The organism is Streptomyces sp. NPDC043996 (assembly GCF_056435225.1).
In genome coordinates this window covers 277,461-299,793 of sequence record NZ_JBWKEY010000007.1, presented here as the reverse complement: position 1 = coordinate 299,793, position 22,333 = coordinate 277,461, and the positions used below count along the sequence as shown (strand labels likewise).

The following is a 22,333-nucleotide window of genomic DNA, read 5'->3' as shown; positions in this document are numbered from 1 at the left end:
ACGCAGACGGACAGTTCGGGTCCATGAACAGTCCGTGCGCATGACCGTTTACGTCGCCTATACGGTCGCCTAAGGTCACGGGATGAACTGGACGAGCGCCCAGCTGCGCTCCCTGGTGGAGCTGAGCAGACGTGGCACGATCACGGCGGTGGCGGCCGCCCTCGGCTACACCCCGGGCGGGGTCTCCCAGCAGATCGCCGCCCTGGAACGGGCCACCGGCGCCCAGCTCCTGCGCAAGGCCGGCCGCAGGGTCGAACTCACCGACGCGGGCCGCACCCTGGCCCAGCACGCGGCCCGCATCCTCGCCGCGGAGACGGAGGCCCTGGCGGCCCTGGAGCGCACCCGCACCGAGATCACCGGCGTGCTCCGCGTCGCCCTCTTCGCGACCGCCGCGGCCGACCTGCTCCCCCAGGCCCTGCGCCGCGCCCGCGAGGCGTACCCCGGCCTGGAGATCCACACCCGGGACATGCCGGACGTGGACGACGTCTACGACGCGGTGACGTCCGCCCACGTGGACCTGGCCCTCGGCCTGGACTACCCCGACGCCCCCATCACCCGCGACCCCGCCCTCACCGTCCTCCCCCTCCACACGGAACACTTCTCCCTGGCGACACCGCCGGGCCTCCTCCCCCAGACCCCGCCCTCCGGCTTCCCACCCCAGGCCACGCCCCCCGGCTTCCCTCCTGAGGCCACACCCACCGGCCTCCCTCCTCAGGCCACACCGCCGGGCCTCCTCCCCCAGACCACACTCCCCGGCTTCCCCGCTCAGGCCACACCCCCCGGCCTCCTCCCCCAGACCCCGCTCCCGCTCCCGCTCCCCGCCACCCAGCCCCTCCCCTGGATCCTGCCGCCCGCCGCCACCTTCTACGGCCGCGCCATCCGCACCGCCTGCCGCAGGGCCGGTGTGGAACCCCGCGTCGACCACGAGGTCACGGACACGGCGGCGGCCCTCGCCCTGGTCGAGGCGGGCATCGGGGTCACCCCCGTCACCCCCCTGATGCTCCACCTGCGCCCCTCCCGGGTGGACGTCATCCCCCTGGCCGACCCCCCGCTCCGCCACATCGTCGCCGTCCACCGCACCACCCCGGCCCCGCCCCCGACCCTGACGGCCCTCCTCACGGTCCTCCACCCCACCCCCACGCCCCCATCGGATACCCTGTCCAAAGCCGCCCTCTAGGACGGCGCCACGCCTTCGTAGCTCAGGGGATAGAGCACCGCTCTCCTAAAGCGGGTGTCGCAGGTTCGAATCCTGCCGGGGGCACAACGCGTTACCGCTCTGACCTGGGCTTTATCCCCCAGGGAGGGCCCCTACTCGGCCTCGGACTCCTCGTCCGGGGCCGTTTGCGTGAGCCGCAGCTGTCCCGCTCCCGCAACCGCCGCAGGTACGGGCACCACTGATCACGACCGCTCGGACAACCTGGGCGTGAGCAACTCCAGGGCTTCTTCCCAGCGGAAGCGATCGGCCCCGCCGCCGGCCTTCGGCCGGTGCGGCTCGTACGAGCCGATCAGGACGCCCATCTCGCGCAACCGGTCCAGACTCTTCCGGTAGGCAGGGTGGGCGGCCTGCGCGGAGTTGAGGTACGGAAGCACGGCGGTCGGGATGCCGAAGCCGTAGGCCTCGCACAGGATGCCCAGCGCCAGGGTGTCGGAGATGCCCGCGGCCCACTTGTTGATCGTGTTGAAGGTGGCGGGCGCAACCGCGATGGCATCGGAGGGCGGCAGCGGGCGAGGGTCACCGGGCGAGCGCCACGCTGAGCGGATCGGGTAGCCGGTCTGATCCTCGATCGCCTCGGCGTCGATGAAGCCGAGCCCCTGCGGAGTGGCGACGACGCCGACGTCCCAGTTCTCCTCCTGCGCCGCGGTGATCAGCTTGCCGACGTCGCCAGCGATGCCGGACGCACAGACGACGACGTACAGGAAGGGCTTCTTGGTCTGCTGCACGGACTGGTCTGGCTGATCACTCACGCGGGGACTCCCAGTTGACGGCTGAAGCGGTGCAGTTCGGGCAGCGTACGGTGCCGGTCGCGAGCGGCCATGTCGGCGACCAGCTCGCGGACGGCCGGACGGCGGATGTCCTGTGCCGCGCAGCTCTCGGCGATGCGCAGAGCCTGGTAGCCGTCGGCGAGGCGGCCCTGTTGGCTGTAGGCGCGGGCGGCTTCGACCCACAGGGCGGCACGGCGCTCGGGGACGGGAATGTGCCGGCGCATGAGAGGGCGGGCAGTCTCCAGGGCGACGCCCGCATCGCCGAAGGCGACGGCCGCACTGAGTGCGTGCAGGGAGACGTTGGCCGGGCTGAAGTTGGCCCAGGCGTCAGGAGCAGTCGAACTGCTGCTACGCGCTGAACGGGCACTCGACGCCCTCTCATGGCTCAGGTCTATAAGCGATCCCGATGCTTCCCATGAGCGCGTCGAGTGCGCCGAGAGGGTTCTGGAATCGATGGGTCGGCATGAGGAAGCTAAGAGGGTAAGAAACGACGGCTGGGAGCCGGATGGCAGCGTCAGCGCACCTTGGTCCGTTACACCTTCCCAGTCTAAGGAAGGTTGATCTCCACCGGACAAGCGAACGGACGACTCATCACCACGGCGACTTGGCGGCAGCACGGTGCCTACGACGATGGCCAGTTCGAGGGCTACAAGATCCTCGCCAGAAGGGTCGTCCGCAGTGACGATACGCGCGATGCGGAAGGTACTGCGAGCGTCTACCTCGCCCCGCTATGTCCAGGAGAGGTCAAGCCTCGGGCCTTGGGCTCCAGCGGGAGAAGTCCCCCAAGATCGGAGCACTGGCACGTCTGAGGCTGCGTACCAATCTGACAGGTTCAGGAGGATGCAGTCTTTGTCAGGAAGCGACCGCGGTCAGCGTCAGGCTGTGGGCCACCGCCAATATGGTGGCCCACAGCCTGACGCTGAACCTTTGCCCTAAGGCCGGCGACTGCGCCGGTCGTACTCACAGTCGCCCAGTAGCCACGGCCTTGGGGCAACAGTAGGGCCGACCTACTCGCCCAAGCTCTGCGGCGGGATCGGCGCATCGAAGACGTCGACGACGAACTCTGATGTTCCGCTGCCCTCGAAGTCGACATCGCGGTGGCTGTGTAGCAGCGTATGGATCCTCGTCCAACGCCCCTGAGCGCTTGCGTCCTCCGCCAGACTGAGTGCGCTACGGACAGGTCCGATACCTTCAGCCAGCCGCTTACTCGTCCAGGTCCGCAGGAGCTTCGCCTCTCCGGGCAGGGCCCAAGTGCGAGGCTCGGAGCTGGCTGGCACGGAGACCTCGTCGCTGAGCAATTGGATGACCCAGCCGACGTCACCGTCACTGTCGCGCTCGTTTGACATACGGATGCCGAGCCCGATCATGTAGGCGCCCTCAAGGTACTCCTCGAGCTCATCGTCAATCTCGCCAAAGTAGACAGCATCACGAACCACGTCGATTGGCCCGAACCCGGTGAAGGCTCCGAGCGGCGGTGCGCATTTGTTCTTGAGGTACTGCTGCGCGGCCATGCGCACAGGCTTCGGGACTCGATCCAGCACCACTCCGAGGGCAGTCGCGTCCCGGTCGGCCAGGAAACCGTTGAGCGCATCGACCAGTTCCCCGGTCAGATGGACATCGCCCGCTCCAAGCGTGGTGACTGCCTCCAATTCGTCGCGAGGGCCCTTAACAAGAGCGAACACTCTGCTCCGCCCTGGGCTCGTGTGGGCGATGAACGAATGAATCATTTTCTGCCTCGTATCACGTCTCAGAAGCTGCACCGGTACGTACGCGCGCCGATACAGCCGCAGGTAATGGGGAATCCCGCCAATCGACGTGTCGTTCGAGCTACATGCTCATCCGCATAGTCAAGGCTGGTTGCTGTCAGGCCCAGCACTCCAGCCCGGGCCTGCATAACAGCAAGAGGCTACCCGGGCGCATACGCCGCGACAAGGCACACGAGCTTCGTGCGTGCGCGCTGCGTGAGCGGATCGTGCGGCATGGGGTGTCACGAGCGGGATGAGGTACGACACCGCGTGGCTCTGATCAGGCGAAACAGCAACCTGCGGCAGCATCGAGCACCCCCCGGCAAGGATCCAATCCCACTCCTAAAGCGGGTGTCGCAGGTTCGAATCCTGCCGGGGGCACCACTCATTGCACCGCTGGCCTGGGGATCTTCCCCAGGCCAGGGTTTTGCTCGGCGTCGATGTCCTCGCTCGCGAACGCCTCGGCGAAGCCCGGTTCGCCCAGGGTGGTCCGGACTGCGGTGGTGATGCGGTCGACGTCGCCGCGTTCGGCCGGGGGCAGGGGTGCCCGCACGGCGGTGCGGGAGCGGGAGGCGGTGCCGAGGAGGCGGGCGGCGAGTTCGCTGTGGCCGGTCAGGTGGTGGGCGCCCGCCAGGCCCTCGAGGGCGAGGGCGACGGCTCGGGGGTCCCCGGTGGCGCGGGCGGCCGCGAGGCCCTCGGTGTGGAGGGTCAGGGCGGCCTCGTGGTCGCCCCGGAGTTCGGCGATGAAGCCGAGTTCGGCGAGGATGAGGGCGGTGCCGTTCTCGGCCTCGAAGCGGCGATTCCACTTCAACCAGGTGCGCAGGTACGGCTCGGCGTCCGCCAGGCGTCCCGAGCGCCGGGCGCCGAGCGCGAGTCCCACCTCGGCGGACTCCTGGGCGCGGCGATCGGCGTGCTGGACGGCGAGGCGCCTGCCGTTGTGGTGGAGGCGGTCGGCTCGCGCGTGGTCACCCTGGAGCAGAGCGATACGGCCCAGTTCCGACCAGCGGACGGATGCCTCGGTCCACAGGCCCAGGTCCTCGGCGATGCGCAGGCCCGTCTGATGCTCGGCCTCCGCGGACCCGTAGTCGCCCTCGATCTCCGCCAACCTGCCGAGCACACCCGTGGCCTGCAACTGGCCCCATTTGTCACCTAGTTCACGGAAGAGGGCCAGGCTTTCCTCGGCGTCGGAGCGGGAGGCCGCCAGCTCACCGCGTACGTACCGCTGCACGCCTCGTACGCTCAGCGTCGCCGCCACGCCCCAGCGGTCGCTCCCCGTCCGGGCGTCGGCCAGTGTCCGGCGTACCAGCTCCTCTCCCACCTCCAGCGCGCCGAACATCGTCGCGGCGTGGGCGAGGAACCAGCCCGGGCCGACCCGGTCGATCCCGCCGACGTCGGTCAACTCCTCGTACAGGCGCAGCGGTACGCGGCTCGCTCGGCCGGAACCCAGTGGGTCGCCCGACAGCAGGGTCATTCCCGCGTGCCACGCGGCCACGTGGGCGCGGTCACCACCCGGTGTCCCGGTCGCCTGGCCCGTCTCGGGCAGCTCCGCGACGGCCAGCGCGGTGACCAGGCAGCGCTTCGCTTCGGTGAGCCGGCCGCGCAGGAACCAGTACCAGGACATGGCCCGTACGAGGCGCCGGGCGAGCGCGGCCTCGCCCGTGGCGGCCGCGGTGTCGAGTGCGGTGCGCATGTTGGCCGCCTCGGCGTCGAGGCGGCGCAGCCAGCGCTGCTGGTCGCCGCCGCGCAGGTGGTTCTCGGCCCGCTCGGCGAGCTCGGTGTAGTGGCGGAGGTGGGCGTGCCGCAGGTGGTCGTACTCGGTCGCGGGTTCGCTCCGGTGCGTCTGGGTGCCTCCGTGGTGCGGGTCCGCCCGTGTCGTGCGCAGCTGTTCCAGGCAGTACGCCGCCACCGACTCCAGCAGCCGGTAGCGGCGCGGCCCTTCGGATGCGGCGGGGTCCTGTGTGCTGTCGGCGACGACCACCAGTGACCGGTCCACGAGTCGGGCCAGCAGCCCGACGACCTCGTCCGGCTTCACCCCGCCCCCTGAGCAGAGGGCCTCGGCGGCGTCCAGGGTGCAGCCGTCGGGGTGGACCGCCAGGCGGCGCAGCACCGCGCGCTCGGCGGCGGTCAGCAGGTCCCAGCTCCAGTCGATCACCGCGCGCAGGGTCCGCTGCCGCGCCGGGGCGTCCCGCCGCCCGCTCGTCAGGAGGCCGAACCGGTCGTCGAGCCGCTCGGCGAGCGCGTCCACGCCCAGGACGCGGAGCCGGGTGGCCGCCAGCTCGACGGCGAGCGGAATGCCGTCCATACGGCGGCAGATGGTGGCGACCGCCTCGGCGTCGCCCTCGGAGAGGGTGAAGCCGGGCGACACGGCTGCGGCGCGCGCGACGAAGAGCTGGACCGCGCTCGACCGCAGCACGTCGGACGGTGCGGCTCCGGGCGCCGGTACGTCCAACGGTTCGACCGGCCACAGCTGTTCACCCGAGATGTCCAGAGGTTCGCGGCTCGTGGCGAGGACGCGTATCTCCGGCGCGGCCTGCAGCAGCAGCCGTGCCAGGGCCGCCACCGCCTCGATGACGTGCTCACAGTTGTCCAGTACGAGCAGGAGCCGCCGGTCGCGCAGCGCGTCGGCGAGGCGGTCGGCCAGGGGGTGCGGGCTTCCGGCCGCCGACGAGGGCGCTGGGCCGGGGCGGGCGTCGTCCCTGACGCCCAGCGCCACGGCGGCCAGCTCGGCCAGCTCGTCCACCGCCGTGCCCGATGATCCGGCCGAACGTGCCGCGCCGGAGAGTTCCACCAGGCATGCTCCGTCCGGGAACTGCGGCGCGGCCTCCTCGCGGCCGGTGGGGTTCGCCCCGGTGCGGTGGTCTGTCTGCGACCCGGCGCCGTGGCCTGTCTCCAGCCCGCCGCCGTGGCCTGTCTCTGCCTCGTCGCCGTGACCTGTCTTCGACCCGCCGCCGTGACCTGTCTCCGCAGCGCCCGCGACTTCCAGGGCAAGGCGGGTCTTCCCGACGCCGCCCGGTCCGGTCAGCGTCACCAGCCGCTCCGTCATGAGCAACGCCCGTACGTCGGCCACTGATCGCGACCGCCCGATCAGGCCGGAGAGCGGAACGGGAAGCTTCGCCGCCACCGCGGGAGGACGGGCCTCCTCCGTCGGCACAGCGTGCGCGATGGGAGGGGACTGGACCTCCTGGTTGAGGATCTGCCGTTGCAGCGACGCCAGTTCGGGCCCGGGCTCAAGACCCAGCTCCTCGGCGAGCAGTCCGCGTACCTCCTGGTAGACCTCAAGGGCCTCGCTGGTCCTGCCGCTGCCGTACAGGGCGCGCATATGGGCGGCGCGCAGCCGCTCGCGCAGCGGGTGCCGCTCCGTCAGCTCCCTGAGCTCACCGGCCAACGGGCCGTGTTCACCCAGCTGGAGCCGGGCCTCGGCCAGCTCCTCACGGACCAGGAGCCGCTGTTCCTCAAGGTGGGCCGCCGCCGCCCGGGCGAACGGCTCGTCCGCGAAACCGGCGAAGGCGGGCCCCCGCCACTGGGCCAGCGCCTCGGCGAACCCCGTGGCCCGCGCGCGGGGTGCGGCGGCCCGCCGGGCCCGGTCGGCCAGCACGAGGAAGCGCGCCGAGTCCACCGCGCCGTCGGCGACCCGCAGCCGGTAGCCCGGCGGGCTGTGCACCACCTCGCCGTCTCCCCCGGCGGCCGCCAGCGCCTTGCGCAGCCGGGACACCAGGGTCTGCAGGGCCGCGGCCGGGCGGGCGGGCGGCGTCCCGCCCCACAGGTCTTCGGCCAGCCGATCGGTCGAGACGACCTGTCCGGGCGTGACCAGCAGGCCGGCCAGCAGGGCGCGCACCTTCGGCTCGGGCACCGACGCGCGTTCGCCGTCCGTCGCCCACACCGCAAGTGGTCCCAGCACCCCGAAGCGCATCAGCCCAGCGTACGGGCAGCACACAGGCCGCGAGCGGGCACCCGGCGGCGGACCGGCAGCGGACCGGCAGCGGACCGGCAGCGGACCGGGAGCGGTACCCGGCAGCGGTACCCGGCAGCGGTACCCGGCAGCGGACCGAAAGCGGCACCCGACAGCCAGCCGAAAGCGGACCGCGGGCAGTCCGAAAGCGCCCTCCAGAAGAGTCGTTCCGGCAACGACAACCAGCGGCACAGCACCGACACAGCACCCGCCACAGCACCCGACACAGCACCGACACAGCACCGACACAGCACCGACAACTCAAGGAGTCACCATGAGCAGGTTCACGGACAAGAAGGCCGTCGTCACCGGTGGGACGCACGGCATGGGCCTGGCGATCGTCAAGGCGCTGCTCGCCGAAGGAGCCGAGGTGGTCCTGACGGGCCGCAGCGAGAGCACGCTCGAAAAGGCACGGTCGGAGCTCAAGGGCGAGGCGGCACACGTCGTGCGTTCCGACGCCGCCAGCATGGCGGACATCGCCGCCCTCGCCGACCTCGCCCGGGACAGGCTCGGCCGGGTCGACCATCTCTTCGTCAACCACGGCATCGCGGAGTTCGCCGAGCTCGCGGAGGTCACCGAGGCGTCCTGGGACCGCCAGTTCGCCATCAACACGAAGGGCGTCTTCTTCACCGTCCAAGCGCTGGCCCCGCTGATCGAGGACGGCGGGTCGATCGTGTTCACCACGGTCGCCAACGACGTCGTCTTCCCCGGCCTGAGCGCGTACTCCGCTTCGAAGGAGGCCGCGCGTGCCCTCGCCCACGTACTGGCGGCCGAGATGCTGCCCCGGCGCATCCGGGTCAACTCGGTCGCCCCCGGGTTCATCAAGACGCCGACGATGGGAGTGCCCGGCCTGACGGAGGAGCAGCGCAGGGAGTTCGAGCGGCAGGGCGACGAGACCACGCCGCTCAAGCGCAACGGCACGGTCGAGGAGGTCGCCAAGGCCTCGCTCTTCCTGGCCGCCGACGCGACCTTCACCACCAACGTCGAGCTGGCCGTCGACGGCGGCTTCGCCCAGGGCCTCGTCGCCGCCCACTGAACCGGTCTGGCCCCTGGCCGGGCTCCCCCCTTCGCCCGGTCACGGACGAGGCGGGTCCTCGGCCACCGGCCAGTCGGCGCGCGTCAGTTCCAGTGCCCTGGCGCGGTCGCGGGTTTCCAGGGCGTCGATCAGGGCCGCGTGGCGCTCGTAGCGGTGCTGGAGCTGGCCGGTGGGGTCGGGGTCGGTCAGGGGGAGGAGTGTCGCGTAGAGCGAGCGCAGCAGTGTGTTGGGGCTGATGGCCGCCAGGCGCGTACGGAGGCGGTGGTCGGCGGCGGCGAAGGCGGCCGGGTCGGAGTGCTGGGCCGCCTCGGCCAGGGTCGTCAACTCGCGTCGGAGCGCCGCTACATCGGCGGGTGAGGCGTGCCAGAGGGCGTCCTCGACCAGGAGGGGGCCCAGGGCGTCGCGGATGCGCCGGGCCTCCTCGGCGCGGGCGCCGTCCGCGTGGTGGGCGTCGAGCGCGAGGACGGAGTTGCCCAGGCGCCGCATGGGTGACTGCTCGGCGGCGAAGAGGCCGCAGCCCGGGCCGGGGCGCACGGTGACGAGGCCGCGGGACTGGAGCAGCCGCAGGGTCTCGTTGAACGTGCCGACGGATACCGCGCACGCGGCCCGGAGTTCCTCCTTGGTGCCCAGGCGCTGGCCCGGTTCCGCCGCCGCCACCATGGCCGCGACGCGCTCCGCGGCGACCTCGGCGCGGGAGGCCGCGGCGCGTTCCCAGTCGCCGCGCCGCCGAGCAGGGCTTCCGGGAGCTGATGGCCGGGGTCTGCGCCCCGGTGACCGTCGTGACCACTACCGCTACCGCTACCTCGGACCGGACCGCCGCCGCGGACCGGACGCCGCACGGGGCGACCGTCAGCGCGTTCGCGTCGCTGTCCCTGCGGCCGCCGATGGTCTCGGTCGCGCTCGACCGCGCATCGGGGCTCCTTGCCCGCGTCCTCGCGACGGGGCGCTTCGGGGTGAACGTGCTCGGCGCGCGGCAGGAAGCGCTGGCACTGCGCTTCGCCCGCCGTTCGGCCGACCGCTTCTCCGGGCTCCGGTGGGAGTACGACCATGGGCTGCCGCGACTGCCGGAGGCGCCCGGCTGGCTCGTGTGCGAGCTGACCTCGCGGGTCGAGGGCGGCGACCACCTTCTGCTCCTCGGGACGGTCACCCACGCCCGTACGTCCACGGCGGCGGCGCCGCTGGTCTACGGCCACCGGACCTTCGGCACGCACTCCGCGTTCGCGCCGGTCGCGTAACCCCCGTCATTCCACTACGTGTTCAAGGCTAGGGAGACAGAGCATGACGACCACCACCGACGCTTCCGCCCCGACCACCGCCGAGCTGGTGGCACGGGCCACCGCGCTGCGGCCGCTGCTGCGCGAGCACGCCACCAGGATCGAGGCGGACCGCAGGATCACCGACGAGGTCATCGACGCGCTGACGGACGCGGGGCTCTTCAAGCTGACCGTGGCCCGCCGCTTCGGCGGGTACGAGGTCGACATGCGCACCCTGCTGGACGTACCGGCCGCGATCGCGGAGGGCGACGGTTCCACGGGGTGGGTGGTGGCGGTGGTCAACACCTGCAACCTGCTGGCCGGGCTCTTCCCGCTCGAGGCCCAGGAGGAGGTCTTCGGCGCCGACCCCGACGCGCGGGTCACCGGCGTCTTCACCCCCGCCACCGCCACCAGCGGCAAGGCCGAGGGCGGCTGGCGGATCTCCGGCCGCTGGTACTACAACTCCGGCTCCTGGCACTCCACCTGGGCCGTCCTCGGCATACCGCTGACCGACGACAGCGGCGAGGTGGTCGACCAGGCGATGGTCCTGGTGCCGCGCGCGGACCTGGACATGGAGGACGTCTGGCACGTCGCCGGGATGCGCGGCACCGGCAGCAACTGCCTGATCGCCGAGGACGTCTTCGTCCCCGGGCACCGCGTCATCTCCGTACCCGGCGCGATCGAGGGCGAGCTGCCCGCCGTGCACGGGCCGACCGGCCTGTTCCGCTCGCCGCTCGCGCCGCTCCTCGCCCTGGGCCTGGCCGGGCCCCAGATGGGTATGGCGCGCGCGGCGCTGAAGCTGGTCACCGAGAAGGCCGCGACCAAGCCGGCGGTCTCGTACACCTACTACGAGACGCAGTCCGAGTCGGTGGCCGTACAGCTCCAGATCGCCGAGGCCGCGATGCGCGTCGACACCGCGCAGCTGCATCTGCACCGGGCCGCGGCCGACATCGACGAGGCCGCCGCCCGCGGCGGCGACCTCGACAAGGAGGCCCGCGTCCGGGTCCGGGCGGACAGCGGCTACGCCATCCAGAACGTCCTCGAAGCCCTCAGCACCCTGCTCAACGTGCACGGCGGCGGCGCCTTCGCCGACGTCAACCCGCTGCAGCGGATCTGGCGCGACGCGAGCACTGCGGGACGGCACGCGGTCGCCACGCCCGCGGTGGGCCTGGAGATGTACGGCAAGGTGCTGCTGGGTGTCGAGGAGCAGATCACGCCCTTCGTCTGAGACCTCGGCCCGCCGGGTGGCCAGCACGCCGAACCCGGCGGGTCCGCCCCGGCCCCGTCAGGACTCCGCGGCCCCGAACCACCGGGCCAGGTGGGCGTCCAGGTCCCGCTGGTCGTCGCCGGTCCACGCCACGTGGCCGTCGGGGCGCAGCAGTACCGCGGGCACGTCCACTTCCTCGCTGACGTCGACGACGTGGTCCACGCGGTCCGCCCAGCCCGCCGCCGAGAGGCGGCCGGTCTGGTCGAGCAGCAGGCCACGGCCGTCGTGCGTCAGGTCGTAGAGACGGCCCCGCTTCAGCGCCACGTCGCGCAGCCGCCGGCCGAGCAGGGCGTGGCCCTCACCGAGGTCGTAGCGGACGTCGACCGCCGTGATCATGCCGGTCACGTACGCGTTGACCTCCTCGATGTCCAGCAGCTTCGAGAACAGCTCCCGCAGCGCCTTCGCCCCGGCACCGCCCTCCAGGAGCACCCCCTGCGCCTGGGTGCTCGCCAGCACGCGGGCGCCCTCCGGGTGCCGTTCGGCGTGGTAGGTGTCGAGGAGGCCCTCCGGCGCCCGGCCGCCCACCTCGGCGGCCAGTTTCCAGCCGAGGTTGAACGCGTCCTGGATGCCGAGGTTGAGGCCCTGCCCGGCGGTTGGCGGATGGATGTGCGCCGCGTCCCCGGCGAGCAGCACCCGGCCGACCCGGTAGCGCTCGGCCTGCCTGCTGGCGTCGCCGACCCGGGAGATCCAGCGCGGCGAGTGCGCCCCGAAGTCGGTCCCGGCGAACGCCCGCAGCCGCGCGGTGAACTCCTCGAAGGTCGGCGCGACCGTACGGTCATCGGCGAGCCCTTCGGCGGGCACGATGAGGCGGAACACCCCGTCCCCCATGGGGACGGCCCCGAACCGTACGTGCTCCTTGCGGATTTCGGCGATCACCGCGGCCATGGCCGCCGGGTCCTCGGCCACCTCGACGTCGCCGAGCAGCGTCTCGACCGTGGCGGGCTCGCCGGGGAAGCCGACGCCCAGCAGCTTGCGCACTGTGCTGCGGCCGCCGTCGCAGCCCACCAGGTAGCGAGCGCGCAGCCGCGTGCCGTCGGCCAGGTCGACGTCCACCCCGTCCTCGTCCTGGCTCAGCCCGGCCACCTCGCAGCCGCGCCGTATCTCCACGCCGAGTTCCTCGGCCCGCTCGGTCAGCAGCCGCTCGGTGACGGTCTGCTGGATGGCGAGTCCGTACGGGTGCCCGGTGTCCAGGCCCTGAGGCCACGACTTGATGATCGCGGCGAAGAAGCCACCGGCCTGGAACCGCTCGCCGACCTCGAGGAACCGGTCGAGGAGGCCGCGCTGGGCGAGCACTTCGACGCTGCGTACGTGCAGTCCCCGCGCGCGGGACTGGCCTGCGGGCTCGGTCAGCTTCTCCAGGACCACGACCCGCACGCCGTGCAGCCGCAGCTCGGCGGCCAGCGTCAGGCCGGTCGGCCCACCACCGGCGACGATCACGTCGATCACACAATCCCCCACATGAAACTCTGATATCCGATATGCCGACGTTGAAGGCATTGAAGGCATTGAAGGTAACGGGTGCGCGGTACGGCCGTACGCGGGCCTCCGCCGTGCGGCCGGTCTACAGATCGAGTTGGTACTCATGCGCCGCGTGCGTCGGCAGATAGCCGAGTTCGTCGTTGACGCGCCGCATGTGCGGGTTGTTGTCGGCGGTGTCGGTCAGGAGGCCGCCGAGGCGGGGGTGGCGTGCGCGGGCCCCGACGATCGCGGCGGCCTTCATCCAGCGGGCCAGGCCGTGGCCCCGGTGCTCGGGCAGCACCGCCGTGCCGTAGTGCTGGGCGTCGCCCGTACCGTCGCCCGGGACGACCAGTTCGGTGAAGCCGGTGATGGTGCCGTCGGCCCGGTCGACGGCCGCCACGGTGTGGAGGATGTCGCCGCGCGCGGCCACGGCGGCGGCCGCCGCCCGTACCCGGTCGAGGTCCCAGACCACCGTGCCGTAGTCGACGGTGCCCATCGGCATGTCGTCCATGGCCCGGCGCGATGCCACATAGGTGGCGGCGAGTTCGTCGGGCACCGTTCCCTCCCACGCCGTCAGGCGGTAGCCGGGGTGCGGCTTCTCGGCGAGGGCGGTGAGGGCGGCGAGCGCGGGCAGGTCGGCGTCGGCCAGCGGCAGGCGGGCGTACGTGAGGGTGAGCGCGACGCGGAAACCGGCGGCGGCGAGGAAGGCCGCGCCGGGCGATCCGGCCTCGGCCTGGGCGACGACGGCGCTCCGGCCGTCGTCACGGGCCGCGGCGAGGGCCGCGTCGAGCAGCAGGGTGCCCACGCGCCCGCGCCGTTCGGCGCGGTGGACCTGGACGTCGAGGTCGGCGAGGTGGCGCTGGCCCGCGCCGGTGAACAGGCGCAGGAACGCGTACCCGGCGGGGCCCCCGTCGGGCCCTGAGGCCAGCCAGGCCAGACGGCGGGCCGCGGCGGTCTCCTCGGGGTCGGTCAGGGCGGTGATGCGCAGGGTCAAGCTGTCTCCGTCAGGGGAAGGGGAAGGGGAAGGGGAAGGGGCCGTGCGTGGTACGGGGGTTACTGGGCCCAAGGCAGGGTGCGGGTGCCCTCCGCGCCGGGCACAGAGGCCACGCCGTCCGCGCGCATCGCGACATGCGCCTCGGCGGCCTTCGGGGCGTGGACCTGGCGGAGCACGTCCGGCGGGAGCACGAGGGTCTGCCCGGCCTCGACCGTCTCGGTGCGGCCCACGCAGGTGACGTCGAGGGCTCCGGCGGTCACCGTCCAGACCTGTTCGCGGCTGATGACGTGCTCGGGTCCGGTCTGGCCCGCCGCCATCGCGACCGTCCAGGTGCTGAGCTCCGCGCTGCCCCGGCTGGGGGCGGCCAGGCCGGTCATGCGGGCGTTCGGGGACTCCGTGACGTTCTCGGCGGTGGGGGTGATCACGACCGCGGCGGGCGCCTCGGGCTCCGGGGACTCCTCCGGCGTCGCCCATTCGACGAACTGGACGACGACCCCGTTCGGATCGGTCAGCTGGAACAGCCGCTCGCCCCACGGCTCTTCGCGCAGCGGCATGGTGATCGGGGCGCCCGCCTCGCGCAGGCGCCGCTCCTCGGCCTCGATGCCGGTGACGGTGAGCGCGAAGATCAGGCCCGTGGCCCGCTGGTCGCGCTGCTCGGGCGGGAGCACCTCGCTGCCGCTCCGCAGCAGCACGACGTCGGCGGCCGCGTCGTCGCGCGTCAGGGACGCGAAGCCGTCGGCGGCCATGGCGACCTGGTAGCCGAGGTGGGTGCGGAAGAACTCGGTCGAGGCTTCCACGTCGGCGACGGTGAGGGACAGGGTGGAGGCGGTGACGTTCAGGGGAACTCCTGAGGGTTGCGGGGTGGGTTCAGCGCGTACGGGCGGGCGGGGCGGCCCTATGCGGACTCGGGCTCGGCCCCGGACTCAGACGCGGGCTCGGGCGCCTTGGCGTAGGTAAGAACGACGTTGCCGCGCTCGAACACGCGGCTCCCCGTGAGCTGGAACTGGCACGGTGAGAAGCCGGCGCGGAAGAGCGGGATGCCGGTGCCGGCCACGAACGGGTACTGCTTGACGATCAGCTCGTCGATCTCGGGCAGCAGCTGACCGGCGAGATCGGCGCCGCCGCAGAGCCAGATGCCGAGGCCGTCCTCCTGCTTGAGCCCCCGCACCAAGGCGACGGGGTCCTCGTCGGTGACCTCGACGGCCGGGTCCGGGCTCGTGGTGAGCGTGCGGGAGAGCACGATCTGCCGCAGGTGGGCGTACGGGCTCGTGAGCCCCGCGGCCAGGCCCGGGGCGTAGGTGCCGCGGCCCATGAGCACGGTGTCGAAGCGGGTGTTGGGTGCCTCCGCGACTCCGAGGGCGGCGCGGGCCGGGGCCGGGAGGGTGTCCGCGTACTCGGCGATCAGGTGCGGCAGGAAGTCCTCGGTGACGTACGGCATGAAGAAGTCGAAGTCACCGTCGGGGGCGGCGATGCAGCCGTCGATGGAGGCGCCGACGAAGTACGTGAGCTTGCGCAATGCGGTCCGTTCATCCAGGGGATTTTTACGACGGACGCAACTTTAGCCATGACCACCCAGTCGGTCAAGCATATTTTTATGTCGGATGTAAGATTGCTCCATGACTGCTGAGATGGGGCTCCGTGAGTCCAAGAAGCTGGAGACCAGGCAGCTGATCTCCGACCGCGCCACCAGCCTCTTCATCGACCAGGGCTTCGAGCGCACCACCATCGCCGAGATCGCCGCCGCGGCCCGCGTCTCCAAGAAGACGGTCACCAACTACTTCCCCCGCAAGGAAGACCTGGCCCTCGACCACCACGAGGCGTTCACCGAGGGCCTGGCCAGGACCGTCGCCGAGCGCGGGCCCGACGAGGAGCCGCTCACCGCCCTGGGCCGCACGTTCCGCGCGGCCCTCCTCGAGCACAGCCCCGTCGTCGGCTTCACCGGCCTGGCGTTCGCCCGCATGGTCGCCGACAGCCCCACCCTCACCGCCCGGCTGCGCGAACTCCACGACCAGCGCGAGGAGTCCCTCGCCACGGCCCTGGCCGCCACCGCCCCGGACGCCGCCCCGGCCATCGCGCCCCGCGCCGCCGCGGCCCTGATCGCCGCCGCCGACCGGCTCCTTTTCCGGCGCATCCAGGAGCTCACCCTGGCGGGCAGGACCGACGACGAGATCGAAGCCACCCTGCTCCCGGAGGCCGACCACCTCCGCGCCCTCCTGGGCGCCGCCCTCGGCACCCACCCGATCGGGCAACCGACGGCCCCGCGTTGATCGTCGTAGTCGCCGTGACCGACGACGGACGACTCACCACGGAGGCATGGCATGGCTGATCGCGAACCGATACCCGCACCGGGCGTGCCGGTGTCCCAGTTAGCGGAGCGAGCGCGGCTTGGCCAGTGGCGGATGGGGGCCGGGGACCTGAAGGGGTTCAGGAGGAAGCGGTGGGGGGAAGGGCGGCTCCATCTGTACGAGGAGGGAGTGGTCGTCACCGCCGGGGCCGACGGCGGCACGTGGGTGTACCGCTGGGACACGACCAACGTGTTCCAGCACCTGTCCACCCTCAACGGCGCGCTCCAGGACTCCACCTACACGCTCGTCAGCCCGGACGGGGCCGCCCTGTCGGTCGGGCGCGGCGACCACGGCAGCTTCAAGCGGCAGCTGACCCGCATGGGCGTGACCTCGCACACGCGCGGCCCCTTCGTCGTGTACGAGGGCCAGTGGGGCCCCGAGATCCAGCAGGGCGTGCTGCGCGCCCAGGGGGACACGGCACTCGAACGGCTGCGCCGGGGCGAGAGGCTGACGTACGGCTACGTCTCCTTCGACCGGGACACCGTGTCCGTGAAGTCGAAGTCCATGCGGTGGGCGGACGTCGCCGCCGCCCGAGTCGTGCACGGAGGCCTGCGCTTCGAGAACGCGCGCGGTCACATCGCACTGAACTGTGCCGTCCCCCAGGTCGCGAACCTGTATCTGCTCCTCGCCCTCGCGGATCGGCTGCGGGGCCGCCCCAGCGCCCGCGCTCAGCCGAACTGACCGGGCTGGTAGTCGCCCGCGGGCGTCTGGAGCATGACGTTGCCCCGGTTGAAGGCGTTGATGACGGCGATGACGCCCACGAGGGCGGCGAGCTGGTCCTCGTCGTAGTACTTGGCGGCGTTCGCCCAGACCGCGTCCGGGACGCCGCCCGCCGCGTCGGCGATGCGGGTGGCCTCCTCCGTCAGTTCGAGGGCCGCGCGCTCGGCGTCGGTGAACACGGTGGCCTCCCGCCAGACCGCGACCAGGTTGAGGCGCTCTGCGGACTCCCCGGCGTGCACGGCGTCCTTGAAGTGCATGTCCGTGCAGAAGCCGCAGCTGTTGATCTGGCTGGCCCGCAGCCTCACCAGCTCCTGCGTCGTGGCGGGCAGGGTGGTGTCCGCGAGGACCTTGCCCGCGGCGATGAGGTGCTTGAAGACCTTGCCGAGGACCGGGTTGGTGAAGGGGTTGAGGCGCGCTTCCATGATGGTGCTCCTTTTGCTGCCGTGTTGCTCGCTGCCGTTTCGCTGCCGCTGTGTCGCGGCTACACCCCTTTGACGAGTCGGCTCGGCCAGCTGTGACATGGATCGATGTGACGCGCCTCACCTGCGGGGATTCCGGTCGGCGAGCCAGGCGGCTACGGCAGCGCGTCCGGGTTCTCGTCCTCCTCGAAGCGCCCGCTCTCGTCCACGCCCCCGCGCCCCTCGCGCTCGGCCTCGGTGACCAGCTCGGCGTAGTCGTCGGCCTTCACCCCGTCGCAGGCGTCGGGGGGCTCCGCCGGGGCCCTCGTGTGCTGGCTCCTGAGCGCGTGGGCGCAGTCCTGGACCCGGTCGGCGTACGACGGCTGGGTGAGCCAGAGGGCGAGGCCCGTGAGCGTGCCGGCGACCGCGAGGACGCCGGTGGGGATGAGGACGGTGGAGCGGCGCATGGGTCCCCCCGAGGACGTGTGAGAGCCCTGGAGCGTAGCGCCGTGGGGTGGGTGATCGGGTGGGGATGGGGAAAGCCCACCCCCGCCCCGTCCGGAGGGGGGCGGCAGATCAGGGGGCGGGCGCGTGCCGGGCGTGGTCCCGGCCCCGGCCCCGCTCACCCTCACGCCCCTGGCCCCCGTGGCCCGGCGCGCCCCCGGCCGTCCCGTAGCGCGCCGGGTTCGCCGCCTCGCGGGCCAGGGCCCTGATGACCTGGGGGGCCAGGAGCGGGTCCGCGGGCAGGACGTGGGCGGCGAACCAGCGGGCGGCCGCCGGGTCGGGGGACGGTTCGACGAACTCCGCGCCCGCGTAGTCGTCGAGCGGCGGGTCGTAGATGTAGCCGCACACCATGCCGTGCCGCACGAGGCGGTCCACGAGGGTGTCGCGGTCCCGCACCAGGAGCGGGGTCCTGAAGAGGGCGGGCGGCCCGTACGTGCCCGCGGTGCGCAGCGCCGGTGAGGCCCACGCGGTGGCGGCGAGCAGGCCGACCCCGGCCCGGCGCCGGGTGAGGTCCTCGTCGAGGCGGGCCAGGCGCACCCCGACCTGGCCGCGCACCAGGGTGCCCTGCCGCGCGCGGTAGTCGTGCAGGTCGACGCGGACCCAGGGCTCGTACGCCGCCAGGCTCGGCGCCTGGAGCGCGGAGCGGGCCAGGCGCGGGGCGTGCAGGTCCATGCGGTAGTCGTAGGCCACGCGCTCCAGGAGGCCGAGGCGCTGCAGGGTGCGCCACACCGGGCGGACCAGCTTCAGGGAGCGCACGGTCGAACGGGCCAGCGGGCGCAGCGTCGTGACCAGGTCGTGGCGGAGGCGCCCTGGCACGAGGAGGTCGTCGCGGAGCTGCTCCAGCTCCCGCCGGGTGCGCGCGTCCTCGACGACGAGGAAGCCGCCCGCCATCGCCGCCACGTGCTTGGACAGGCTGAAGGCCGCCGCCTTGCCGAAGGTGCCGATCGGCTGCCCGTCCACGTGCGTGCCGATCGCGTGCGCCGCGTCCTCGATGAGGGGGATGCCCAGCGCGGCGCAGCGGTCGCGCAGTTCGACGACGCGGTCCGGCATCCCGTACAGGCTCGTGGTGAGGACGGCGTCCACGTCGCGCCAGGTGGCCTCCGGCACGGCGGCCACGTCGATGTTGCCGTCCCACGGCGACACGGGGGCCTGGACCGGGCGGAGACCGGCCGCGAGGACGACGAAGAGGATCACGTCGTCGTTCACCGGTGACATCAGCACGCGGCCGCCCGGACGGCACCATCGGCGCAGGGCCAGGTACAGGGCGAGGCGGGCCGATGGCGTGTAGACGCACTCGCGTCCGATGCGCCGCGTCATGGTCGCGGCGAGCCGTGATCCGTAGGGCATCGTCACCTCTTCCGTTGTCGTCGAGTTGTCGAACGGCCATCGCTGCGAAGGGAGCGACCCTCGGGTGCGAGGCCTCGCTACGGGTTCCCGTGGGGCCCCGGGGCGGCGCGGCCCGAGGTGCGCAGGCCGCCGACCGCCTTCAGGAGCCGGTCGGCGGGCTCGCGCAGCCGGGGGTGGGCGAGGACCGTGTTCCGCAGGCCGCGCACGGGTCTGCGCCACAGGCGGTGCGCCGTGGCCACCGGGTGCGGGCGGCTCGCGAAGCCCTCGCCCACGCGTAACTCCCGGGTCTTGAGCCAGTCCTTGTACTCCTTGTCGCCGCGCCCCAGGTCCATCAGGCGGATGCCGTCCCGCCGCGCCTCCTCGGCCAGGCGCAGATGCATGATCAGGCCGGGCGAGTAGTAGCGCAGTTCGGGGTCGTACGCGGTGAACCAGCACGCGAAGACCGTGCGCGATCGCGGCCCGAAGTGCGCGGCCACCGGGCGGTCGCCCGCGTACAGGACGGAGAGGACCCCGGTGAAGTGGCGGTCGCGGACCTGGAAGAGGTGGTTCACCAGGTCGACGATCCAGGGCCGCGCGAACCGGTCCATGCGGCCCGTCCTGCGGTACTGGGCGGACTTCCACCGCATGAGCCGCGCCAGCGGTTCGGGGTCGCGCTCGTCGACGACGAAGCGGACCTCGCCGAGGTCGCGCGCCAGGCGGCGCTCCTTCTTCAGGGTCGTCTTGGCGATGCCGGGGTAGGAGCCGCGCAGCCACTCCGCGTAGCCGCCGTCGCTGTCGTCGTCCTTCAGGTCGATGACCGGGGAGTCGAACATGCCGGTCACGTACGGTCCGAAGGAGTGCTGTTCCTCGACGAGGTGGTCGAACTCGAAGACGGACAGGCCGCAGGCCCGCAGGAGTTCGGGGGTGTCCCAGGTGACTCCGGGGCGGTGCACGAGGGCCTGGCAGTCGGAGAGCCCGAGGCCGATGGCGCGGCCGACGCCGAAGGCGTTGCGCTCGTACGGGAAGAAGCCGACGGCCTCGCCGTCCTGGCGCAGGACCGCCACGTGCGCCCCGCCGCGGTGGGTGCCGATCCCGGCCGCGAACTGCGGGGCCAGGAAGGGGTTGGCGTAGTCCGGGGACGCGTCCATCGTGCGGTGCCAGTCCGCGCGCAGCGCGGGGCTCAGCCGCTCGGGTCTGTGGATCGATATGTCCACTTCAGATCAACCGCCTTCCACCGGAGCCGCGGCGCCCATGGCCGTACGAGCACAAGGGCAAGTACGAACACAAGGGTGCAAGCAAGTACGAGCACAAGGGCAAGTACGGGCGCGGGCGCGGGTGTTCGCCACGCGTGGAACGTTTTCGCTGGATCGCATGGGCGACCGCTCCCCCCAAATCCCCCGTCGCGCCGTCCGCGCCCTGCGAGCCGGACCGAGCGGCGGGGCTCAAACGTGGCGAAGTGGCACGCACGCTGTCAAGAGTGCCTACAGCGGCGGAGGTAGGCGGCCCGCACGGGTGTCTTCGCCCGCTCCCCCTCGACCTGCGGCTCCTGGCACACCGGCACCTACGGCACCGTGGTGGGCGCCGGGTTAGGCTCCGGCCGCATGACACGTCTGAAGATCGAGATCGCCGTGCCGGAGACCCACACGAAGGCGGTGATCGACGCCCTGCACGCGGCGGGCGCGGGCCGCGTCGGCTGCTACGAGCGGTGCGCCAGCCTGTGGCCGGTCACGGGGGCGTGGACGCCGGGGCCCGGTGCCGACCCGTACGAGGGGACCGTCGGCGTGGAGCAGCGGGGCCGGGAGTACCGGGTGGATTCGGTCTGCGAGGCCTCCCAGGCCCGCGCCGTGCGCGACGCCGTGCGCGCGGCCCACCCCTACGAGGAGCCGGTCATCCACTTCCTGCCGCTGTACGAGGTCTGAGCGGCGGCAAGGACCTCACTCCCCGACCCGCGCTCCCGCGCCCGGCCCCGCGCCTGTCAACCGCCCGGCGTGCGCGCCGGGTTGAGGGCGTTCAGGAGCGCCGCCCCGCGCTCCGCGTCGTCCACGGACACCGCGAAGTCCTTGCCCTTGGCCCGGATCACCAGGCACTGGCCGCCGCGCAGCATCACCGTCGTGCCGAGGCCGCTCAGGCGGTAGCCCCAGCCGCCGACCTGTGCGGGGGTGCGGTGTTCGGCGTACGCCGTCTCGATGGCGGCGGGCGCCCAGCGGCGCACCGGCCACCCGAGCGGCCCGAACGCCACCTCAAGGCCCTGCTCCGTCACGGTCGCCTGGACCGAGGCGAAGGCCCCGCAGGCGAGGGTCACCACGGCGAGCGGGGCGGCCAGCGGCCACAGCGGGGCCGTGAGCCCGGCCACGGTGACCACGGCCGCGGCGAGGGCCGCGGCGCCGGTGAGCGCGGCGAGCGCCCGCATCCAGGGGCTGGTGGCGCGCGACAGCCACACGACGCGTTCGCCGGGCGGAATGTCCAGGCGCGGGGCGGCGGCGGGCGCCGGGGCGGCGGGCCTGAGGCGGCGGCCGAGCAGGATGCCGAGGCCCGCGGCGGCCAGGGAAGCCACCGCGACGGCCACGGCCCACAGCGTCACGCCGTCCGCGTCGCGCCAGTGCGCGTGGTCCAGGTTGGCCCGCACGATCGAGGCCTGCGCGCCGACGAGGCAGACCCCGGTGGACAGGAGCGTCGCCGGGCTCCACGCGTCCGCGCGGCGGCCCGCGAGCAGCACGCCGATGACGAGGGCCGCCCAGAGCAGCGCGGGCAGCAGCGCCGCCGCCCACAGCGGCATCGAGTCGTCGGGTCGGTCGGCGCCCGCGCTCCAGTGGGTGGCCAGGCGGTCGGGGAGCCGGTGGCCCGCCGCGAGCGGCAGCGCGAGCAGCACCGCCAGGACCGCCGCGCCGCCCGCGGCCACGCCCGCGCGCCAGCGGCTCACCCGTATCGTCCCCGCGTCGCTCACGGCACCCCCTTGATCAGTTCGATGAGGTCGGTCCTGCCGTACCCGAGGCGTCCGGCCTCGGCGACGAGATCGCGGACCCGGTCGACGAGCGCGGACCGCTGCCGCGCCCCCTCGGCGACCGTCACGCCCCGGCCGCGGCGGAATTCGAGCAGGCCCTCGTCGCGCAGCGTCCGCAGGCCGCGCAGCACGGTGTTGGTGTTCACACCGAGCGCCTGGGACAGCTCACGGGCCGAGGGCAGCCGGTCGCCGGGCGCGCACTCGCCCTCGGCGATGGCGCGCCGGACGGCGCCCGCCACCTGCTCGTGCAGGGGCGCGCTGTCGGTGGTGTTCAGCCTCAGCAGCATGGTGCTAATGAAGCTAGCACCATTCATGTGCGCAAAACAGGGTGCTCACCACGGGGCGACGCCCGAA

21 protein-coding genes, 1 tRNA gene and 1 pseudogene are annotated in these 22,333 nt (G+C 72.7%); 8 read left to right on the top strand and 15 right to left on the bottom strand.

Features of this window, described 5'->3' with window-relative positions; genetic code table 11:
- The first annotated feature begins 82 nt into the window (after positions 1–82).
- The gene (locus AC07A4_RS20625; protein ID WP_478600581.1) at positions 83–1,177 is read left to right on the top strand and encodes a LysR family transcriptional regulator; all 1,095 of its coding nucleotides are present in this window, start codon (positions 83–85) and stop codon (positions 1,175–1,177) included.
- Positions 1,178–1,188: 11 nt separating this feature from the next.
- A tRNA-Arg gene (locus tag AC07A4_RS20620) sits at positions 1,189–1,261 on the top strand.
- 137 nt (positions 1,262–1,398) lie between these two features.
- On the opposite strand, the gene AC07A4_RS20615 is transcribed toward AC07A4_RS20620, so the two are convergent.
- The 4 genes and pseudogenes from AC07A4_RS20615 to AC07A4_RS20600 all read right to left on the bottom strand — a co-directional run bounded on the left by AC07A4_RS20615 (position 1,399) and on the right by AC07A4_RS20600 (position 7,638).
- Complete coding sequence (locus AC07A4_RS20615; RefSeq protein WP_478600579.1) at positions 1,399–1,965, bottom strand: flavoprotein; 567 nt, start codon at positions 1,963–1,965, stop codon at positions 1,399–1,401.
- A pseudogene (locus tag AC07A4_RS20610) lies at positions 1,962–2,318 on the bottom strand (helix-turn-helix domain-containing protein); the annotation flags it as partial. The pseudogene AC07A4_RS20610 and the gene AC07A4_RS20615, both read right to left, overlap by 4 nt.
- Before the next feature lie 672 nt (positions 2,319–2,990).
- On the bottom strand, positions 2,991–3,710 hold the full coding sequence (locus AC07A4_RS20605; protein ID WP_478600577.1) for a hypothetical protein: 720 nt from the start codon (positions 3,708–3,710) through the stop codon (positions 2,991–2,993).
- A 403-nt stretch (positions 3,711–4,113) separates the two neighbouring features.
- Positions 4,114–7,638, bottom strand: a complete 3,525-nt coding sequence (locus AC07A4_RS20600; protein WP_478600574.1) for an AfsR/SARP family transcriptional regulator — start codon at positions 7,636–7,638, stop codon at positions 4,114–4,116.
- A gap of 313 nt (positions 7,639–7,951) precedes the next feature.
- Between AC07A4_RS20600 and AC07A4_RS20595 the strand changes: the two genes are divergently transcribed.
- Positions 7,952–8,713: an SDR family oxidoreductase gene (locus AC07A4_RS20595; protein ID WP_478600571.1), complete on the top strand. Its 762-nt coding sequence runs from the start codon at positions 7,952–7,954 to the stop codon at positions 8,711–8,713.
- 39 nt (positions 8,714–8,752) lie between these two features.
- On the opposite strand, the gene AC07A4_RS20590 is transcribed toward AC07A4_RS20595, so the two are convergent.
- On the bottom strand, positions 8,753–9,373 hold the full coding sequence (locus tag AC07A4_RS20590) for a FadR/GntR family transcriptional regulator (RefSeq protein WP_478600568.1): 621 nt from the start codon (positions 9,371–9,373) through the stop codon (positions 8,753–8,755).
- A 119-nt stretch (positions 9,374–9,492) separates the two neighbouring features.
- Here AC07A4_RS20590 and AC07A4_RS20585 point away from each other — a divergent pair, with 119 nt between their 5' ends.
- Together AC07A4_RS20585 and AC07A4_RS20580 are read left to right on the top strand one after the other, a co-directional pair.
- Positions 9,493–9,948 carry a flavin reductase family protein gene (locus tag AC07A4_RS20585; protein ID WP_478600565.1) on the top strand — a complete coding sequence of 152 codons (456 nt, stop codon included), beginning with the start codon at positions 9,493–9,495 and terminating at the stop codon, positions 9,946–9,948.
- A 43-nt stretch (positions 9,949–9,991) separates the two neighbouring features.
- Entirely contained in the window at positions 9,992–11,194 is a 1,203-nt protein-coding gene (locus AC07A4_RS20580; RefSeq protein ID WP_478600562.1) for an acyl-CoA dehydrogenase family protein, read from the top strand.
- A 57-nt stretch (positions 11,195–11,251) separates the two neighbouring features.
- Here the strand turns inward: AC07A4_RS20580 and rox are convergent, their stop codons facing one another.
- The 4 genes from rox to AC07A4_RS20560 all read right to left on the bottom strand — a co-directional run bounded on the left by rox (position 11,252) and on the right by AC07A4_RS20560 (position 15,201).
- Positions 11,252–12,679 carry a rifampin monooxygenase gene (gene rox, locus AC07A4_RS20575; RefSeq protein ID WP_478600559.1) on the bottom strand — a complete coding sequence of 476 codons (1,428 nt, stop codon included), beginning with the start codon at positions 12,677–12,679 and terminating at the stop codon, positions 11,252–11,254.
- Positions 12,680–12,794: 115 nt separating this feature from the next.
- Positions 12,795–13,685, bottom strand: a complete 891-nt coding sequence (locus AC07A4_RS20570) for a GNAT family N-acetyltransferase (RefSeq protein ID WP_478600556.1) — start codon at positions 13,683–13,685, stop codon at positions 12,795–12,797.
- Between the two features lie 59 nt (positions 13,686–13,744).
- A complete protein-coding gene (locus AC07A4_RS20565; protein WP_478601055.1) occupies positions 13,745–14,503 on the bottom strand; it encodes a VOC family protein in 759 nt (252 codons plus the stop codon).
- Positions 14,504–14,580: 77 nt separating this feature from the next.
- Positions 14,581–15,201 carry a dihydrofolate reductase family protein gene (locus AC07A4_RS20560; RefSeq protein ID WP_478600553.1) on the bottom strand — a complete coding sequence of 207 codons (621 nt, stop codon included), beginning with the start codon at positions 15,199–15,201 and terminating at the stop codon, positions 14,581–14,583.
- Between the two features lie 112 nt (positions 15,202–15,313).
- Here AC07A4_RS20560 and AC07A4_RS20555 point away from each other — a divergent pair, with 112 nt between their 5' ends.
- Both AC07A4_RS20555 and AC07A4_RS20550 read left to right on the top strand, forming a co-directional pair.
- Positions 15,314–15,952 (top strand): TetR/AcrR family transcriptional regulator, encoded by a 639-nt coding sequence (locus AC07A4_RS20555; protein WP_478601053.1) that lies wholly within the window; start codon positions 15,314–15,316, stop codon positions 15,950–15,952.
- 51 nt (positions 15,953–16,003) lie between these two features.
- Complete coding sequence (locus AC07A4_RS20550) at positions 16,004–16,711, top strand: DUF6585 family protein (RefSeq protein WP_478600550.1); 708 nt, start codon at positions 16,004–16,006, stop codon at positions 16,709–16,711.
- On the opposite strand, the gene AC07A4_RS20545 is transcribed toward AC07A4_RS20550, so the two are convergent.
- The 4 genes from AC07A4_RS20545 to AC07A4_RS20530 all read right to left on the bottom strand — a co-directional run bounded on the left by AC07A4_RS20545 (position 16,699) and on the right by AC07A4_RS20530 (position 20,192).
- Positions 16,699–17,172: a carboxymuconolactone decarboxylase family protein gene (locus tag AC07A4_RS20545; protein WP_478600547.1), complete on the bottom strand. Its 474-nt coding sequence runs from the start codon at positions 17,170–17,172 to the stop codon at positions 16,699–16,701. The genes AC07A4_RS20550 and AC07A4_RS20545 overlap by 13 nt on opposite strands.
- A gap of 152 nt (positions 17,173–17,324) precedes the next feature.
- Positions 17,325–17,615 carry a hypothetical protein gene (locus AC07A4_RS20540; RefSeq protein WP_478600544.1) on the bottom strand — a complete coding sequence of 97 codons (291 nt, stop codon included), beginning with the start codon at positions 17,613–17,615 and terminating at the stop codon, positions 17,325–17,327.
- A 109-nt stretch (positions 17,616–17,724) separates the two neighbouring features.
- Complete coding sequence (locus AC07A4_RS20535) at positions 17,725–18,999, bottom strand: DegT/DnrJ/EryC1/StrS family aminotransferase (RefSeq protein WP_478600541.1); 1,275 nt, start codon at positions 18,997–18,999, stop codon at positions 17,725–17,727.
- Between the two features lie 77 nt (positions 19,000–19,076).
- Positions 19,077–20,192, bottom strand: coding sequence for a GNAT family N-acetyltransferase (locus AC07A4_RS20530; protein WP_478600538.1), 1,116 nt, complete (start codon positions 20,190–20,192; stop codon positions 19,077–19,079).
- Positions 20,193–20,579: 387 nt separating this feature from the next.
- On the opposite strand from AC07A4_RS20530, the gene AC07A4_RS20525 reads away from it, so the two are divergent.
- A complete protein-coding gene (locus AC07A4_RS20525; protein ID WP_478600535.1) occupies positions 20,580–20,897 on the top strand; it encodes a hypothetical protein in 318 nt (105 codons plus the stop codon).
- Between the two features lie 56 nt (positions 20,898–20,953).
- Here the strand turns inward: AC07A4_RS20525 and AC07A4_RS20520 are convergent, their stop codons facing one another.
- Complete coding sequence (locus AC07A4_RS20520) at positions 20,954–21,922, bottom strand: DUF1648 domain-containing protein (protein WP_478600532.1); 969 nt, start codon at positions 21,920–21,922, stop codon at positions 20,954–20,956.
- The gene (locus AC07A4_RS20515; RefSeq protein WP_478600530.1) at positions 21,919–22,266 is read right to left on the bottom strand and encodes a GntR family transcriptional regulator; all 348 of its coding nucleotides are present in this window, start codon (positions 22,264–22,266) and stop codon (positions 21,919–21,921) included. The genes AC07A4_RS20520 and AC07A4_RS20515 overlap by 4 nt, the downstream gene beginning before the upstream one ends.
- Positions 22,267–22,333: the final 67 nt, after the last annotated feature.

What these genes read in the sequence shown, in the direction of transcription:
- AC07A4_RS20625 (WP_478600581.1), top strand. Translation starts at nt 83, where the DNA reads ATGAACTGGACGAGCGCCCAGCTGCGCTCCCTGGTGGAGCTGAGCAGA.
- AC07A4_RS20605 (WP_478600577.1), bottom strand. Translation starts at nt 3,710, where the DNA reads ATGATTCATTCGTTCATCGCCCACACGAGCCCAGGGCGGAGCAGAGTG.
- AC07A4_RS20600 (WP_478600574.1), bottom strand. Translation starts at nt 7,638, where the DNA reads ATGCGCTTCGGGGTGCTGGGACCACTTGCGGTGTGGGCGACGGACGGC.
- AC07A4_RS20595 (WP_478600571.1), top strand. Translation starts at nt 7,952, where the DNA reads ATGAGCAGGTTCACGGACAAGAAGGCCGTCGTCACCGGTGGGACGCAC.
- AC07A4_RS20590 (WP_478600568.1), bottom strand. Translation starts at nt 9,373, where the DNA reads ATGGTGGCGGCGGCGGAACCGGGCCAGCGCCTGGGCACCAAGGAGGAA.
- AC07A4_RS20580 (WP_478600562.1), top strand. Translation starts at nt 9,992, where the DNA reads ATGACGACCACCACCGACGCTTCCGCCCCGACCACCGCCGAGCTGGTG.
- AC07A4_RS20555 (WP_478601053.1), top strand. Translation starts at nt 15,314, where the DNA reads ATGGGGCTCCGTGAGTCCAAGAAGCTGGAGACCAGGCAGCTGATCTCC.
- AC07A4_RS20550 (WP_478600550.1), top strand. Translation starts at nt 16,004, where the DNA reads ATGGCTGATCGCGAACCGATACCCGCACCGGGCGTGCCGGTGTCCCAG.
- AC07A4_RS20545 (WP_478600547.1), bottom strand. Translation starts at nt 17,172, where the DNA reads ATGGAAGCGCGCCTCAACCCCTTCACCAACCCGGTCCTCGGCAAGGTC.
- AC07A4_RS20540 (WP_478600544.1), bottom strand. Translation starts at nt 17,615, where the DNA reads ATGCGCCGCTCCACCGTCCTCATCCCCACCGGCGTCCTCGCGGTCGCC.
- AC07A4_RS20535 (WP_478600541.1), bottom strand. Translation starts at nt 18,999, where the DNA reads ATGCCCTACGGATCACGGCTCGCCGCGACCATGACGCGGCGCATCGGA.
- AC07A4_RS20525 (WP_478600535.1), top strand. Translation starts at nt 20,580, where the DNA reads ATGACACGTCTGAAGATCGAGATCGCCGTGCCGGAGACCCACACGAAG.
- AC07A4_RS20515 (WP_478600530.1), bottom strand. Translation starts at nt 22,266, where the DNA reads ATGCTGCTGAGGCTGAACACCACCGACAGCGCGCCCCTGCACGAGCAG.